This window comes from Massilia eburnea, assembly GCF_050709955.1.
Classification (GTDB): Bacteria; Pseudomonadota; Gammaproteobacteria; order Burkholderiales; family Burkholderiaceae_D; genus Rugamonas; species Rugamonas eburnea_A.
This window is the reverse complement of record NZ_JBNZFX010000036.1, coordinates 128,612-144,920: the sequence shown is the minus strand read 5'-3', so window position 1 is coordinate 144,920 and position 16,309 is coordinate 128,612. Positions and strand designations below refer to the sequence as shown.

Sequence of the window (16,309 nt, the reverse complement as noted above, 5' to 3'; positions counted from 1 at the left end):
AACTGCGCCTGCATGTGTTTGAAAAGACCGGCATCAAAGTAGATGTCGACGACCCGATTTTTGCCCTGGTCGCCTTGAACGAAGCGGTGCTGGAAGAAGCGGTCGAACGCCACCTGGCGCGGCTGGACGGCGCGCGGGCCCCGGCCGCCGCGCCCGCAACCGGCCCCGCCTACGTCCCGCCGCCGGGCGCCCGCCCCATCCCCACCTCGCATGAACCGTTCTCACGGCGCGAATTGCGCCTGCTGGCCGCCGCCGCCGGCGTAGCGGTGCTGACCGCCGCCCTGGTCCTGATCGGCCAGGCCATCTTCAGCAAGCCCGCCGGCATCCCGCCCGCCAAGCTCGAGCGCGCCCTGCAAACCCTCGACGCCAAATCCCGCGCCGCCGTCGAAGCCGAACTCGCGAAACCCTAAAAAATGTCCACTTTGGGGTCAGGAACGAAAGTGGACAAAAATGTCCACTTCTGTTCCTGACCCCAAAGTGGACATTTTTCATGCTAACATATGAATACCTATTCACTTGTTTGCTATGGCTATCTACTCTGACAATGATGCTTCCGTCGCGGAGCTGGCGGATTTGTTCCATTTGCTGGGGGATTCGACCCGGCTGCGTATCGTGCTGGCTTGCCTGGAGCAGCCGATCGCGGTCAGCGATATCGCGGGTTCGCTGCAACTGAGCTCGTCACTGGTCAGCCACCACCTGCGCTTGCTGCGCGCTGCGCGTATCGTCAAGTCCGAGCGCCAGGGCAAGCAAGTCTTCTATTCCACCGCCGATGCCCATATCAGCGGTGTCTTGCGCGATATGCTGGAACACATCGCCGAACCCTCCAACGGTAACGAACAATGAGCGCCCATCACCACCACGGACATGGCCACGACCACGGCCATCACCACCATCATCACGGCGAAGTCGGCCACGGCCGCGCCTTCGCCATTGCCATTACGCTCAACGCGGCCTTTGTCGCGATTGAGTTCTTCTACGGTTTCCTGGCCAATTCCACCGCGCTGATGGCCGATGCGGGCCATAACCTGTCGGACGTCCTGAGCCTGATCCTGGCCTGGGGCGCGGCTATCCTGGCCAAGCGCGAACCGTCCGGCCGGTATACCTACGGCTTGCGCAGCAGCTCGATCCTGGCGGCGCTGTTCAACGGCATGCTGCTGATGGTGGCTACCGGCGCCATCGCGTGGGGTGCCTTCCAGCGCTTGATGGAACCGACGCCCGTGGCGGGGCTGACCGTGTCCGTGGTGGCCGGCATCGGCATTGCCGTCAACGGCATTTCGGCCTGGCTGTTCATGAAGGGCAGCAAGGACGACCTGAACATCCGCGGCGCCTACCTGCACCTGGCGGCCGATGCTGCCATCTCGCTGGGTGTGCTGATCGCCGGCCTGGTGGTCATGTACACCGGCTGGGCATGGATCGACCCTGCCGTTTCGCTGGTCATCGTGGTGCTGATCATGAAGAGCACCTGGTCGCTGCTGCGCGAGGCGCTGGATATGACGCTGGGCGCGGTGCCGGGCAATGTGGATGCCGGCGAGGTGGAGAAGCTCCTGCTGGCCAGCCCTGGCGTGAGCGGCGTGCACGACCTGCACATCTGGTCGATGAGCACCACCGACGTCGCGCTGACTTGCCACCTAGTGATGCCGGGCGGTTATCCGGGCGATACGGCGATCGACGACATCGCGCGCCAGTTGAAGGAGCAGTTCGGCATCCATCACACTACCCTTCAGACCGAGCAAGGCACCACGCAGCATGAATGCTGCCTGCAAGGCCCGGCCCATGCGCTCGACGACAAGCACGACCATGACCATGACCACGACCATGAGCACCACCATGGCCATGCCCATTAAGCCGTAGCGCCACGCCTGGCCAAGAAGTCAGACAAAGCCTCTCCAACCGGTCCAAGCATCGGGACGAAAAAATTACCTGTTGGCATCATTGATGTGCCGACAGGCTTATAAATCAAGCACTTACCGGACTCCGCCCCGCCAATTCACGGCGGGCACACAGCTTGCTGTTGAGCCAGGACCCCGCCAGACGCGCGGGGACCTAGACAACGGAGACCGGAATGCAAAAGAAGCGCCCCCTCACCCTCTACATCTTGTTCGCGATGCTGCTTGGCATCGCCGTCGGCTACGCCTGTCACACGGTATTCCCTGACAAGAAACTCACCGCCGACATTTCGGCCCACATCTCGCTGGTGACCGACATCTTCCTGCGCCTGATCAAGATGATCATTGCGCTGCTGGTGTTCTCCACCCTGACCGTCGGTATCGCCAACCTGAGCGACGGCAAGGCTGCCGGCCGGATCGGCGCCAAGGCTTTCGCCTGGTTCATCGTCGCCTCGCTGGTCTCGCTGGCACTCGGCATGGTGCTGTCGAACCTGATGCAGCTCGGCACCAACCTTGGCCTGCCGCTGCCCGCCATCGATGCCAGCACCGGCCTGAAAACTTCGGCCTTCACCCTGAAGGACTTCGTCACCCATGTGGTGCCGAAGTCGCCGATCGAGGCCATGGCCAATAACGAGATCCTGCAGGTGCTGGTGTTCTCGATCTTCTTCGGCTCCGCACTAGGCGCACTCGGCGAATCCGGCAAGCGCTTGCTGGACGTGGTCGACGAGCTGGCGCAAGTGATGCTGCGCATTACCGGCACCATCATGGGCATGGCTCCGCTGGCGGTGTTTGCCGCCATGGCGTCGGTGGTCACCACCAATGGCCTAGGCATCCTGGCGACCTTCGCCAAATTCATGGGCGGCTTCTACCTCGGCCTGTTCAGCCTGTGGATCCTGCTGATCGGCGCCGGTTTTGCTGTGCTGGGCCCGCGCGTATTGCGCTTGGTGGGCTTGATCCGCGAACCATTCCTGCTGGCCTTCTCCACTGCCAGCTCGGAAGCGGCGTACCCGAAACTGCTGGTTGCGCTGGACAAGTTCGGCGTGCAGCGCCGCATCTCCAGTTTCGTGCTGCCGATGGGCTATTCCTTCAACCTGGATGGCTCGATGATGTATTGCACCTTCGCCGTGCTGTTCATCGCCCAGGCCTACGGCATCGACCTGTCGCTTGGCACCCAGATCACCATGCTGCTGCTGTTGATGTTGACCTCCAAGGGCATGGCTGGCGTGCCGCGCGCTTCGCTGGTGGTGATCGCCGCCACCCTGACCCAATTCCATATCCCTGAAGCCGGCCTGCTGTTGCTGATGGGCGTGGACCAGTTCCTCGACATGGGCCGTTCGGCCACCAACGCTGTCGGCAACGCCATCGCTACCGCCGTCGTAGCGAAGTGGGAAGGCGCGCTCGGCGAAGAAGATCCAGCGGACGAACACAGCTACATCCGCGCCGCATAAGAACAACAACCTCAGGAGAACCCCAATGAAATACACCGCCATCACCCTGCTGGCCTTGGCTTGCTGCAGTGCGCACGCGCAATCTTCCGTCAAAATCTATGGCGTGGCCGATGCCGGCATCGTGCTCGAACGCGGCGGCGCCGCCGGCCATACCAGCAATGTCAGCAGCGGCGTCGCGTCCGGCTCGCGTATCGGCTTCAAGGGCACGGAAGACCTGGGCAATGGCCTGTCGGCCGGCTTCGTCGTCGAGAGCGGCTTCGGCATCGACACCGGCGCCTCCGGCCAGGGCGGCCTGACTTTCGGCCGCCAGTCCTTCGTTTCTCTCGGCAGCCCGCTCGGTACCATCAGCGCCGGCCGCCAGTACTCGCCTTACTACAAGGCCTTGCGCGATATCGCCGATCCTTTCGCCGACGGCCTGGCCGGCCAGGCTGCCAACCTGATGGTGCCGAACCGCCGCATGGACAATTCGCTGCGCTACGCCTCGCCGAAGATTGCGGGCTTTTCCACCGAGCTGGCATACGGTGCGGGCGAGGTGGCAGGCGACAGCACCCGCAAGCGCGCGCTGAGCGGCGCGCTGAACTACGACGAAGGGCCACTGGCGCTGTCGCTGTCGCACTTCCGCCGCGAAAGCGCTACGGCCGGCCTGCATGCGCATAACACCCTGCTGGCGGCGCGCTACAAGCTGGGCGACTACCAGCTGCACGCCGGCTATGCCTTCAATCGCGGCATGGGCACGGTCGGCGGTGGCGGCAGCAGCACGCTGTCGAACGGCGCGAGCGGTACTGCGGGTACCGGCACTGCAGGTCCTGTTTCCAGCGCGACCAGCATCATCACCAGCGGCACGATCGGCGTTCCAGGCGCCTCCAGCCGCGACCTGGTGCTGGGCCTGTGCGCCACTTTCGGGCCGCACAGCTTTGCCGGCTCGGTGGTGCAGCACCAGGACCGCAGCCCGGCCAACCAGGATGCGCGCCAGTACGGCATCGCATACCTGTACGGCATGTCGAAGCGCACCGACCTGTATGCCGCCTATGGCCGCATCGATGGACACAATGGCGCCCCATTCACGGTCGGCAACGCCACCGACGACGGCAAGGGCCTTCGCGCCTTCAACCTGGGCTTGCGTCATCAGCTGTGACGGAGGTTTGCTATAGTTGGCTGTGATGCCAGTCCAGCCCGACACTACCGCAACGCCCCAGGCGCTATCGCGCCCGACGCAACACGTCCGTACCTTGTGGGGGCTGGTGCTGCTGGCTGGCCTGGCCCTGCCCTACCTGGCGTACTGGTGGGCCGACAGCGCGACCACCGAGCGCCTGCGCGAAGCAGGCGCGCAAAGGCTGGAGGTGTACGCCACCAGCCTGGAAAACCTGCTGGACAAGTACGACCTGGTGCCGCGCATGCTGGAGCTGGACAAGGACGTGGTCCGGCTGCTGGAGCATCCCGGCGACGAGGATGCGCGCAACAGCGTGAACGAATACCTGGAAGGCCTGAACCAGAAGGCCGAGTCCAGTAATATCTACATCGTCAACCTGCAGGGCCGCACCCAGGCGGCCAGCAACTGGCGCCAAAGGGACAGCTTCATCGGCGACGACGTCAACTTCCGCCCCTATATCCGCAACGCGCTGCGTGGCCGCCCGGGCGGCTTTTACGGCGTCGGAACCCCACCAGCCTGGAGCCGGGCTACTTCTACGCGCACGGCATCTACAAGGATGGCCGCATGCTGGGCGTGGCGGCGATCAAGGTCAGCATCGAGAACCAACAGCGCAGCTGGACCCAGGGCAGCGACAAGGTGGCGCTGGTGGATCCGAACGGCGTGATCTTCCTCAGTTCGGACCCGGACTGGAAATTCAAGGCCCTGAAACCGCTGTCGGCGAGCGTGCGCGCCGAACTGGAGCAAACCCGCCAGTATTTCGCGCAAGAGCTGCCGGCATTGACGCTGAAGTACGATGAACCGCTCGCCAACGGCAACCGCCTGCTGGTCGTCCGCGACAGCAATGCCCCCGGTGCGGCGAGCACGCCGCTGATGCTGGCGCAAACGCGCTCGCTGTCGCCGCGCGACTGGACTTTCATCTACCTGTCCGACCTGAACGCAGCGCGCGGCAACGCCAGCGTGGCCTTCCTGTTTGCACTGCTGGCATATGGCTTCCTGGTGCTGCTGTTCCTGTACTGGCGCCAGCGCCTGCGTGCCAAGGAAGAATTGGAACGCATGGTGGCCGAGCGGACCGCCAGCCTGGCGCGCATGACACAGGATTTGAGCAAGGAAGTCGACGTGCGGCGCCAGGCCGAGCAGCAACTGCAGATCACGCAGAATGAGTTGTTCCAGGCTGGGAAGATGGCGGTGCTGGGGCAAATGTCGGCCAGCATCACGCACGAACTGAACCAGCCCCTGACGGCGCTGCGCACCATGTCCGACAACGCCGTGCTGCTGTTCGAGCGCGGCCGCATGGACGACGTGCGCAACAACCTGAAGACCATTTCGCAGGTGGTGGCGCGCATGGGCACCATCACAGGCAAGTTGAAAGGCTTCGCCCGCAAGTCGAATGCGGAACTGGGACCGGTGTCGATCCACACCTCGATTTCCAATGCCCTGGTGCTGGTCGAACGCCGTATCCAGCTGGACAAGGTGACCTTCCAGTTGCGCATCGACCAGGCCGATATCTACGCGCTGTGCGACAGCAACCGCCTGGAGCAGGTGCTGCTCAACCTGATGACCAATGCACTCGACTCGATGGCCGGCTGCGCGGTGCGCGAGCTGGTGCTGGAAGTGAGCAGCAAGCCAGGCCGCGTACAGATCCGCGTAGCGGACAGTGGCCCAGGCCTCAGCGACGAAGCGCGCCAGCGGCTGTTCGAGCCCTTCTACACCTCCAAGCCGCAAGGCGAAGGCCTGGGCCTGGGGCTGGCTATTTCAGAACAAATCATCCGCGATTTCGGCGGAAGCTTAAGAGCGGAACAGGCCAGTGCCGGCGCCTGCTTCGTGATCGAATTAAAAGCGGCGCAGGAGACATGATGGACAATATACAAGTGCTGTTGGTCGAAGACGATCCGACCGTGCGCGCCGGTAGTGCGCAGGCACTGGAGCTGGCCGACTTCACCGTAAGCAGCTACGAAAGTGCCGAGCCGGTGACCAAGCTGCTGCAGGCGAACAGCGCGGTGGTGCTGGTAAGCGACGTGCGCCTGCCCGGCATGAGCGGCCTGGAATTGCTGGAAGCGGCGCGCGCCATCGATGCCGAACTGCCGGTCATCCTGGTCACCGGTCACGGCGATATTTCGATGGCGGTGCAAGCCATGCACGATGGCGCTTACGACTTCCTCGAGAAACCCTATTCATCCGAACAACTGGCAGACGTAGTACGCCGCGCCGCCGACAAGCGCCGCTTGCAACTGGAAGTGCGTGCGCTGCGCCAGAAGCTGGAACATAGCGAAGGCATCGAGGCCTGCCTCCTTGGCAACGCACCCGCGATACAAGCCTTGCGCCGGGTGATCCTGGATGTGGCCGGGCAGCCGGCCGATGTGCTGATCTACGGCGAAACCGGCACCGGCAAGGAATTGGTGGCGCGCTGCCTGCACCAGTTCAGCGAGCGCAGCAAGCACCACTATGTGCCGGTCAATTGCGGTGCTATCCCCGAGACCATTTTCGAAAGTGAGCTGTTCGGCCACGAGCAAGGCGCCTTCACCGGCGCGTCCAAGCGCCAGGTCGGCAAGATCGAACACGCCGACCACGGCAGCTTGTTCCTGGACGAGATAGAAAGCCTGCCGCTGGCAATGCAAGTCAAACTGCTGCGGGTGCTGCAGGAACGCTCCGTCCAGCGCCTGGGCTCCAACGCGCCGGTGCCGCTGGACATACGCGTGATTGCCGCTTCCAAGGAGGACTTGAAGGAATTCTCGGACCAGGGCAAGTTCCGCAGCGACCTGTATTACCGGCTCAACCTGATCGTGCTGCACATCCCGCCGCTGCGCGAACGGCGCGAAGATATTCCGCTGTTGTTCGAGCATTTCATGATGGATGCGGCAGCGCGCTACAAACGCCCTTGTCCGGTAGTGCCGGCGGCGCAGATGCAGCAGTTGATGGCACAGGACTGGCCCGGCAATGTGCGCGAGTTACGCAACGCAGCCGATCGCTTCGTGCTGGGCCTCTCCGCCTCGACGGAGAGTGTGGCGCCAGCATCGCTGGCGGACCAGGTCGGCGCCTTCGAGCGCATGCTGATCGAACAGGCGCTGCGCGCGGCCGGTGGCAACGTCGCCGCTGCCTGTACCGCGCTGAGCCTGCCGAAACAGACCATGTACCACAAGATGCAAAAATACAGCCTGGCGGCCGACGACTACCGCTGAATTACTTGACGTCCATCAGTTCGACGTCAAAGATCAGGGCCGAGTTGGCGGGAATGTTCGGCATGGAGCGCGAGCCATACGCCAATTCCGACGGGATGATCAGGGTGCGCTTGCCACCGACCTTCATCCCGACGATGCCCTGGTCCCAGCCCTTGATCACTTTGCCGGTACCCAGCTTGAAGTCCAGCGGTTCGCCGCGTGGAATCGAACTGTCGAACTGACGGCCGCGCTGGTTCTTGGCCAGCGGGCGGTACAGCCAGCCGGTGTAGTGCATGAAGACGGTGTTACCGACATTGGCTTCGGCGCCCTTGCCGATCTTGTGGTCGGTGATGATCAGTTGCTCGGCGGCGGGGCCTGGCTGGGCCGAGCCCGGCACGATCGGGCCTTGTTGGGCCGACGCTGCGGCTTCAGCTTGCGCCACCGGCGCGGCTGGCTGCGCCTGGGCAGGTTCTTGGGTAGGCTGCTGTGCCTGCGCCAGGCCAGCGGCGCACAGGAATGCGAACAGGATCGAAGTGCGTTTCATGTATATTCGTTAAGTGGTTTTAAAGCGGCTGTCATGATAACAAAACAAGCTGTGCACAAACTGTTTTTTGCGCTCTGGCCGGACGAAGCGGTCCGCCAGGCCCTGGTGCGGCTGCAATCGCCGGTACGCGGGCGTTTGATACCGCAGGAGAAGCTGCATCTCACCATGGCGTTCCTTGGACAGCAACCGGCCGAAGCCTTGCCTGTTTTGCTCGACATCCTGCATGCAACGCATATGCCGCCGTTGCAGTTGACGTTGGATTGCTACGGCTATTTCAAGCGGCCGCGTATTGCCTGGGCGGGGATGAGTGCGGTGCCTGCGGGCTTGCTGGCGGCGCAAGGGGAATTGATGGCGCGGCTGGAGGCGGCTGGCTTCAGCGCGGCGACGCATGGGGAGTTCAAGCCGCACATCACGCTGGCGCGTGAGGCGAAGGAGGCGCCGGCCGAGTTTAGCCTGGCGCCAGTTGTGTGGGAGGTGGAGGGGCTAGCGCTGGTTGAGTCGTTGCCGGATGGGCGTTATGTGCCGCTTACCAAAACCGGTAAACCAGGGTCTGACCCAAGGGTCAGACCCGACCTGCGGCCGCCGCGGATCGGGTCAGACCCTTGGGTCTGACCCAGAATTACCGGTTTCAGCCTGCTCAGCCAACTTCCGCAGTAAGTGCCCCGCCGCCACCATGCCAAACGTAGCGGTCACCACCATTGCCGAGCCAAAGCCCGCGCAGTTAATGCCAGTCAGCCCCGGCTTCGCCGCCGCCTTCTCATCACCATCGACCGTGCACGCCTCGCCCGTCTCCGGGAACTTGAGCGGTTCCATCGAAAACACCGCATCCACCCCCAACTTGTTCTTCGAATTCGGCGGATAGTTGTACTGGCTGCGCAAACGGCGGCGCACCTTCTTCAGCAAAGGCTCCTGCTCCGTTTTGGACAAATCCCGCACTTCGATGCGAGTCGGATCAGTCTGCCCACCAGCGCTGCCGATGACGATCAGCGGAATCTGCTTGCTGCGGCAATAATGAATCAACGCCGTCTTCGACTGGGCCGAATCGATGGCATCCACCACGTAATCGAAGTGATGCGCCCCCACCATCTCATCCAGGTTATCCGGCGTGATGAAATCCTCCACCTGCACCACTTCGCAGAACGGATTGATCTGGGCAATGCGCTGCGCCAGCGCGGAAATCTTGGCCATGCCGATGGTGCCGGACAGCGCCTGGATCTGGCGGTTAATGTTCGACTCGGCTACGTTGTCGAGGTCAATCAAGGTCAGCTTGCCGATCGCCGAACGCGCCAGAGCCTCCACAATCCATGAGCCAACACCGCCCACGCCAATCACGCAGACATGTGCCCCACGGAAACGTGCAAGGGCTTTTTCACCGTACAAGCGGGCAATGCCGCCAAAACGGCGGTCAAAATCGATATCTTCCAGAACTGGATCAACTATTTGCGGGGAATTCATCCCGTCATTTTACCGGACCCGGGCTACAATGTTTTCTCTTGCCAAGTACACCAGACCCGCACATGAGCAATTCCTTGATCGATACCGCACCAGGCTATGACCAGCCGATCGCCGTCCTGAAACATTGCCACGACAAGATCCGCAAGCAACTGCAAACCTTGCAAAACCTGCTGAGCCATCTGCCGCAGCACGGCGCCGATGCCGCAGCCCAGCAAGCCGCCCAGGCCGTGCAGAAATACTTCAACAAGGCTGCCCACCTGCACCACGCCGACGAAGAAAACGACCTGTTCCCGCTGCTGACCGCAGCGGCGCAAGGTGAGGACGCAGCCCTGCTGGCCAAGCTGGGCCCGCAAATCCTCGGCCAGCACAAGCAGATGGATCTCGACTGGGATATACTCAATTCGCAACTTGATAAGATTGCCAACGGTTCCAGCGCGGCATTGAGTACAGCCGACGTAGAGCGCTTCGTGCAGGCCTATACCTCGCATATGGAAACCGAAGAGGCGCACATCGCGCCCATGGCCAAACGGATACTCAGTCCCGCCCAGATGACCATCCTGGGTGAAGCCATGCAGCAGCGCCGCGGCATCTTGCCGGCGGCCCTCGCCGGCGGAATCGCCCTGGCCGACCTGCGCATGGATTATGGCCGCGCCAGCCTGTCGGAAACCGACACCCTGGCCGACCCGATTGCGCAGTTTGCCAAGTGGTTCAATGAAGCCATGAAGGCGCAGGTGAACGAGCCCAACGCGATGAGCGTGGCCACGGTTGGCAGCAATGGCCGCCCGAGTTCGCGCATCGTGCTGATCAAACAGTACGACGAGCGCGGCTTCACCTGGTACACCAATTATGAGAGCCAGAAAGGCCAGCAGCTCGCGGAAAATCCGCACGCGGCAATCCTGTTCTTCTGGCCCGAGCTCGAGCGCCAGGTACGGATCGAAGGCCGCGTCGAGAAAACGTCCGCGGAAGAGAGCGACAAATATTTCTATAGCCGCCCGGTGAAAAGCCAGTTGGCGGCAATTGCTTCACAACAGAGCCGCCCGACCGGCAGCCGCGAAGCAATGGAAGCGAGTTATGCCGCCGTCGAGGCGGCCAGCGGCGACAAGCCGCAACGGCCCGACCACTGGGGCGGTTACCGCCTGGTGCCGGACCGCGTCGAGTTCTGGCAAGGGCGCGCCTCGCGTTTCCACGACAGGATAGTCTATGACTTGCAGGACGGTAGCTGGAATAAGGAGCGCATCCAGCCCTGATCCGTCCTCCCAGAGGGAAGGGGCAGGCGCATGTTTGTACAGAACCGCATCAATAGCTGGATCAGCAGCATTGCCCCGCAAGTCGCCCTGCCCCTGAGGATAGAGCTGTGGAATGGCCGCAGCTTCGACTTCTCGCAAGAAGCGCCGCGCGTGACGATCCGCGTCCCCAGCCCATCCGCGGCGCGCTACCTGCTCAAGCCCTCGCTCTCCAGCCTGGGCACCGCCTATGTCGAGGGCGCCATCGAAGTGACCGGGCGCGCGGTCGACATGATCAAGGTGGTCAATGCGCTGGCGCGCAGTTCGCTGAAAGATACCGGCAGCCTGGAGCGAATTACGCGTACCTTCCGCCACAACCGCAAGCACGATGCGGAAGCGATCCGCTACCACTACGACGTATCCAACGAGTTCTACCAACAGTTCCTCGACCCGAACATGGTGTATTCCTGCGCCTACTTCGAAAATGGCGACGAGGACCTGGCTACCGCGCAAATCAAGAAGATCGATCATATCCTGGCCAAGATCAAACTCCAGCAGGGGCAGACGCTGCTTGATATCGGCTGCGGCTGGGGCGCGCTGGTGATCCGCGCCGCGCAGAAGTACGGCGTTCGCTGCGTTGGCATCACCCTCAGCGAAAACCAGCACGCGCTGGCGCAGGAGCGGGTGCGCGCCGCCGGTCTGTCCGGCCTCATTGAGATTCGCTTGCAGGATTACCGCGACGTACGCGGCAGCTTCGACCGCATCACCAGTGTCGGCATGTTCGAGCACGTGGGCATCAAACACCTTGTGGAGTACTTCGGAATTATCAACAAGCTGCTGGCCGACGACGGCCTGGTGATGAACCACGGGATCACGTCGACCGACCCGGATAACGGCGAAACCCCGTACGGCGGCGGTGAGTTCATTGAGAAATATGTTTTCCCGCACGGAGAGCTTGCTCACATCGGGCAAGTGCTGCGTGCGATGCAGGAGGGGCAGCTCGAAGCATACGACGTCGAGAACCTGCGCCGCCACTATGCTCGGACCTGCATGATCTGGACCGAGAATTTTGAGGACCATGAAGAGAAGGTGCGCGAACTGGCAGGTGACAAGCGCTTCCGCATCTGGCATGTTTACCTGGCCGGCTGCGCCTATGCTTTCGACCAGGACTGGATCAGCCTTTACCAGATCGTCTGCGGCAAGGCGGGGCGGCATCCTTCTTCTTTGCCATGGTCACGCCGCTATATGTATCAGGGAAGTTAGCTGAAATGCTATATTGCGGGGAAACTTAACTTAAAGTCCCTATGCTGCTTGCAGTAGATGTTCAATATCGGGACGACTGCGGATTCGCTGCGGGCGTCCTTTTCCAGGATTGGCACTCGGACCGCGCCGTGCGCACTGTTTCTGCACGCGTCGATGGCATTGGCGAGTACGTGCCCGGCGAATTCTATAAGCGAGAACTTCCGTGCATCCTCAAGCTCCTGAGTCTCGTGGATGAGGACATCGACTGCGTGATCATCGACGGTTTCGTCTACCTTGATGGCGATGCCCGGCCCTGCTTGGGGAAGCATCTTTTCGATGCGGTGCAGGGACGATATCCCATCGTCGGCGTGGCAAAGACCTCCTTCGCAGGCATCAGTGATCAATACGAAGTATTGCGAGGAGACAGCAAGCGACCGCTTTATGTCGCCACGGCAGGCTACGATCTCGATGATGCCAAGTGCAGTATCGCAGCTATGCACGGAAAGCACCGCATTCCTTCCCTGCTGAAAATAGTTGACCAGCGCTGCCGCAGTGACTCCATACCTGCCAACGAACACAATAGCGATGAAGCGAGTTCAAATGTCCAATGCCAAATACTTTGAAGGTGGCTGCCTGTGCGGCGCCATTCGCTATCGCGCAGCTTCGCAACCGCTGCGCGGTGTCATCTGCCATTGCGAGACGTGCCGCAAGCACTCCGGCGCACCTGCGCTGGCATTCGTTCACTTCGCAAAAGAATCGTTCTCTTGGCTGCGCGCGGAACCGGCCTGGTATCGCTCTTCGACTTTCGCTGAACGCGGCTTTTGCCCAATATGCGGAAGCACCCTTGGCATGCGAGAACAAGTCCTTGCCGATCGTGTGCAAGTCTGTGTCGGCAGCCTAGATGAACCGGCCCGCGCCACAATCCAGGACCACGTCTGGACGTCATCGCAGTTGCATTGGTTCGATATCCGGGACGACCTTCCGCGCTTTGCCGGAAGCAGTTCAGCAGTGCCTTCCAAAGCGGGTACCAAAGCCGCCAGCGAATAAACCAGCGCATGTCCACAATGAAGATAAACAAAGCCACTTTTGTCTTTCTTTTCGCGTTCCCGGTGTACGCTCAAGCACAAGAAGCGGCAACGCTCTCCTACAACCAAGGCATTGCCAACTGCGAGAACAAGTGGTCCGGATTCAAGGATCGCGATGGAAAAACCCAGCTGGGCTATGTCTACGTCGATCCCAGTGCCGGATTCACCTTCGAACTTTACGGCAAGCTGGAAAGCACCGAGGGGCACATCCGGGCAATCAAGTCCGAATTACATGGGAAGGCCCGCGTCATTGTGCGGATTGAGCATAACTTCCCTGCAATGTGCTTGAGTGAATCCCAGGTTGCGGAGCTCGGGCTGCCCCTAACGCCAGAATGGATGAAGTTCTATAAGGATGATCGTCCACTTCCAGAACACCATACGCGCTGGGCCTATCACGCCAATCACATTGGAGCCAACGAACTCGCTCTCGCGCATATAGCGAAAGTAGTTGCTGCCGGCGCCGCATCGCCGTCCCTGATCTTTGAAAATGCGTTTGCGCTGAATGCGTTGCGAAGGTTTGATGAGACTATTGCTCTCCTGGCGCCCGCCATCGCCTCGAATGGCGCGAGCAGCGATCTTATCGCCGAACTTGCGTTCGCGCATCTTGCCAAAGGCGATTTTCAAACGGCTATCGTGTTCTACAAACGCGCAATTGATCATGACAAGCCCTCGGTGCGTCGCTCACAGTTTGCGAACAACACTGCATATGCTTATGGGAAACTCGGTGATCACGAGCAAAGTGACCATTGGGCCGCAGTCGCCGTGAAGTACAAAGAAGAAAATCCGGATTTACCATAGTGTTTACACTATCGATTTCATAACAATAATCAATTAGATCAATCGCAACCCTTGCTTTAGCCTAAGGTTTCCCCGACAACAACGACAAGGAGACCGTGATGAGCAATCGCAAACTCGCCCTGCTGGCCATGCTGGCAGGCCTTCTTCCCCTCTTCGAACCGCAGCTCGCCTACGCTGCCGACAAGGTAGCCGGCGGGCAGAATTGGTGGCCCGAAAAACTGGACCTCCAACCCCTACGCCAGCATTCCTCAGAATCCAATCCCTACGGCGCCAACTTCAACTACGCCAAAGAATTCCGAAGCCTCGACCTGAAGGCAGTCAAGAAAGACATCAACGCCATCCTCACCAGTTCACAACCCTGGTGGCCAGCAGACTATGGCAACTACGGCCCCTTCTTCATCCGCATGGCCTGGCACAGCGCAGGCACCTACCGCGTTGGCGATGGGCGCGGCGGTGCAGCCAGCGGGCAGCAGCGCTTTGAACCGCTGAATAGCTGGCCGGACAACGTCAGCCTGGATAAAGCCCGCCGCTTGTTGTGGCCTGTCAAACAGAAATACGGACGCAAGATTTCATGGGCCGATTTGATGGTCCTGGCCGGTAACGTGGCGATGGAAAACATGGGCTTCAAGACCATCGGCTTTGCCGGCGGGCGCACCGATGCCTGGGAAGCCGACAAGGTGTTCTGGGGCGCAGAGAACAAGTGGCTTGGCGCCGACCGCTTCAGCGCCAAGCGCGAACTGAAAGGCGCGCTGGCCGCCACGCAAATGGGCCTAATCTATGTAAATCCTGAGGGCCCGGAAGGCAAGCCTGATCCAATCGCGGCAGCAGCCGATATTCGCCAGGCCTTCGGCCGCATGGCCATGGACGATGAAGAAATCGTTGCCCTGATCGCGGGCGGCCACACGTTCGGCAAGGCGCACGGCGCACACAAGCCAGACGAATGCGTCGGTGCAGATCCCGCCGGTGCCGCGATGGAGCAGCAAGGGCTGGGTTGGCAGAACAAATGCGGCAAGGGTAATGCCGAAGACTCGGTGACCAGCGGCCTGGAAGGCTCCTGGACATCGAACCCGATCGCCTTCACCACGCAATACCTGGACAACCTGTTCGCCTTTGACTGGGTGCAAAGCAAGAGCCCAGCCGGTGCGACGCAGTGGGTGCCCAGCACGCCGGACGCAGCGAATCTGGTGCCGGACGCGCACATCGCCGGCAAACGCCACGCTCCGATCATGTTCACCACCGACCTGTCGTTGAAGGAGGATCCCGAGTTCAAAAAGATTGCCAAACGCTTCCAGCAAGATCCGAAGCTGTTTGCCGATGCCTTCGCCCGTGCATGGTTCAAGCTGACCCACCGCGACATGGGGCCAAGCGCCCGCTACATCGGCTTTGATGTACCGAAGCAAACCTTCCTGTGGCAAGACCCGATTCCCGCGCCAGGCTATGCCGCCATCAGCAGCCAGGATGCGGCGCAACTGAAGCAGAAAATCCTGGGCTCCGGCCTGAGCACGCAGGAGCTGGTCAAGACCGCATGGGCCGCAGCTGCCAGCTTCCGCAGCAGCGACAAGCGCGGCGGCATCAATGGCGCCCGCATCCGTCTCGCGCCGCAGAAGGATTGGGCCGTAAACGAACCCGAGCAACTGGCCAAGGTGCTGGCAAAGCTCGAATCCATCCAGGCCGATTTCAACAAGACCCAGAAAGGCGGCAAGAAAGTCTCGCTGGCCGACCTGATTGTCCTTGGCGGAAACGCCGCCATCGAGAAGGCCGCGAATGCCGGTGGCTATGCCGTGCAAGTGCCCTTCAAGCCGGGCCGCGCCGATGTGAGCCAGGCACAGACCGACGTGAAATCCTTTGCCGTTCTGGAGTCGAAAGCCGATGGCTTCCGAAACTATTACGACAACGACAGCAAACTGTCGCCTGCCGAAGCGTTGGTCGAAAAGGCCAACCTGCTCAACCTGACCGTGCCTGAAATGACCGTGCTGGTCGGCGGCCTGCGCGCCCTCGATGCCAACTACGGGCATTCGGCCAACGGGGTATTGACCAGCAAGCCGGGCACGCTTAGCAATGACTTCTTCGTCAACCTGCTGACCATGGACACCAAGTGGAACAAGGCGCCGGGCACGGAAAGCTTGTACGAAGGTCGCGACAGGGCCAGCGGAGACCTCAAGTGGAAAGCGACTCCGGTGGACCTGGTGTTCGGTTCGAATTCCGAACTGCGCGCCGTAGCCGAAGTCTATGCTGCCAACGATAGTCGTGATAAATTCGTCAAGGACTTCGTGGCCGCCTGGAACAAGGTCATGACACTTGACCGCTTCGACTAAGAACCGGG

17 protein-coding genes are annotated in these 16,309 nt (G+C 61.3%); 15 read left to right on the top strand and 2 right to left on the bottom strand.

Translation table 11 applies throughout. The features are described 5' to 3' along the window. Nucleotides 1–14: 14 nt before the first annotated feature. The 8 genes from ACQ4MM_RS22930 (at nt 15) to ACQ4MM_RS22895 (ending at nt 7,660) form a co-directional block, all read left to right on the top strand. Entirely contained in the window at nt 15–410 is a 396-nt protein-coding gene (locus ACQ4MM_RS22930; protein ID WP_431479529.1) for a hypothetical protein, read from the top strand. A gap of 115 nt (nt 411–525) precedes the next feature. Next, nucleotides 526–843 (top strand): ArsR/SmtB family transcription factor, encoded by a 318-nt coding sequence (locus ACQ4MM_RS22925; protein ID WP_057261009.1) that lies wholly within the window; start codon nt 526–528, stop codon nt 841–843. Beyond that, nucleotides 840–1,844 carry a cation diffusion facilitator family transporter gene (locus ACQ4MM_RS22920; RefSeq protein ID WP_431479528.1) on the top strand — a complete coding sequence of 335 codons (1,005 nt, stop codon included), beginning with the start codon at nt 840–842 and terminating at the stop codon, nt 1,842–1,844. Before ACQ4MM_RS22925 ends, ACQ4MM_RS22920 begins: the two co-directional genes overlap by 4 nt. Before the next feature lie 218 nt (nt 1,845–2,062). Then, on the top strand, nt 2,063–3,334 hold the full coding sequence (locus tag ACQ4MM_RS22915) for a dicarboxylate/amino acid:cation symporter (protein ID WP_431479527.1): 1,272 nt from the start codon (nt 2,063–2,065) through the stop codon (nt 3,332–3,334). A 25-nt stretch (nt 3,335–3,359) separates the two neighbouring features. After that, complete coding sequence (locus tag ACQ4MM_RS22910) at nt 3,360–4,469, top strand: porin (RefSeq protein ID WP_431479526.1); 1,110 nt, start codon at nt 3,360–3,362, stop codon at nt 4,467–4,469. 25 nt (nt 4,470–4,494) lie between these two features. After that, nucleotides 4,495–5,148, top strand: coding sequence for a cache domain-containing protein (locus ACQ4MM_RS22905; RefSeq protein WP_431479525.1), 654 nt, complete (start codon nt 4,495–4,497; stop codon nt 5,146–5,148). Beyond that, on the top strand, nt 5,049–6,338 hold the full coding sequence (locus ACQ4MM_RS22900) for a sensor histidine kinase (protein WP_431479524.1): 1,290 nt from the start codon (nt 5,049–5,051) through the stop codon (nt 6,336–6,338). Before ACQ4MM_RS22905 ends, ACQ4MM_RS22900 begins: the two co-directional genes overlap by 100 nt. Next, the gene (locus ACQ4MM_RS22895; protein ID WP_431479553.1) at nt 6,338–7,660 is read left to right on the top strand and encodes a sigma-54-dependent transcriptional regulator; all 1,323 of its coding nucleotides are present in this window, start codon (nt 6,338–6,340) and stop codon (nt 7,658–7,660) included. Before ACQ4MM_RS22900 ends, ACQ4MM_RS22895 begins: the two co-directional genes overlap by 1 nt. Nucleotide 7,661: 1 nt before the next feature. Here the strand turns inward: ACQ4MM_RS22895 and ACQ4MM_RS22890 are convergent, their stop codons facing one another. Next, complete coding sequence (locus ACQ4MM_RS22890; RefSeq protein ID WP_431479523.1) at nt 7,662–8,183, bottom strand: FKBP-type peptidyl-prolyl cis-trans isomerase; 522 nt, start codon at nt 8,181–8,183, stop codon at nt 7,662–7,664. Between the two features lie 33 nt (nt 8,184–8,216). On the opposite strand from ACQ4MM_RS22890, the gene thpR reads away from it, so the two are divergent. Next, nucleotides 8,217–8,795, top strand: a complete 579-nt coding sequence (thpR, locus tag ACQ4MM_RS22885) for an RNA 2',3'-cyclic phosphodiesterase (protein WP_431479522.1) — start codon at nt 8,217–8,219, stop codon at nt 8,793–8,795. Here thpR and tcdA read toward each other — a convergent pair. After that, nucleotides 8,778–9,638, bottom strand: coding sequence for a tRNA cyclic N6-threonylcarbamoyladenosine(37) synthase TcdA (tcdA, locus tag ACQ4MM_RS22880; RefSeq protein ID WP_431479521.1), 861 nt, complete (start codon nt 9,636–9,638; stop codon nt 8,778–8,780). The two genes, thpR and tcdA, sit on opposite strands and share 18 nt — an antisense overlap. 62 nt (nt 9,639–9,700) lie before the next feature. Between tcdA and pdxH the strand changes: the two genes are divergently transcribed. The 6 genes from pdxH (at nt 9,701) to katG (ending at nt 16,301) form a co-directional block, all read left to right on the top strand. Beyond that, entirely contained in the window at nt 9,701–10,885 is a 1,185-nt protein-coding gene (gene pdxH, locus ACQ4MM_RS22875) for a pyridoxamine 5'-phosphate oxidase (protein ID WP_431479520.1), read from the top strand. 30 nt (nt 10,886–10,915) lie between these two features. Beyond that, the gene (locus ACQ4MM_RS22870) at nt 10,916–12,124 is read left to right on the top strand and encodes a class I SAM-dependent methyltransferase (RefSeq protein WP_431479519.1); all 1,209 of its coding nucleotides are present in this window, start codon (nt 10,916–10,918) and stop codon (nt 12,122–12,124) included. Nucleotides 12,125–12,165: 41 nt separating this feature from the next. Next, complete coding sequence (locus tag ACQ4MM_RS22865) at nt 12,166–12,726, top strand: endonuclease V (protein WP_431479518.1); 561 nt, start codon at nt 12,166–12,168, stop codon at nt 12,724–12,726. After that, on the top strand, nt 12,704–13,150 hold the full coding sequence (locus ACQ4MM_RS22860; protein ID WP_431479517.1) for a GFA family protein: 447 nt from the start codon (nt 12,704–12,706) through the stop codon (nt 13,148–13,150). The genes ACQ4MM_RS22865 and ACQ4MM_RS22860 overlap by 23 nt, the downstream gene beginning before the upstream one ends. Nucleotides 13,151–13,158: 8 nt before the next feature. Then, nucleotides 13,159–13,986, top strand: a complete 828-nt coding sequence (locus ACQ4MM_RS22855) for a hypothetical protein (protein WP_431479516.1) — start codon at nt 13,159–13,161, stop codon at nt 13,984–13,986. Between the two features lie 98 nt (nt 13,987–14,084). Then, on the top strand, nt 14,085–16,301 hold the full coding sequence (katG, locus tag ACQ4MM_RS22850; RefSeq protein ID WP_431479515.1) for a catalase/peroxidase HPI: 2,217 nt from the start codon (nt 14,085–14,087) through the stop codon (nt 16,299–16,301). Nucleotides 16,302–16,309 lie beyond the last annotated feature (8 nt).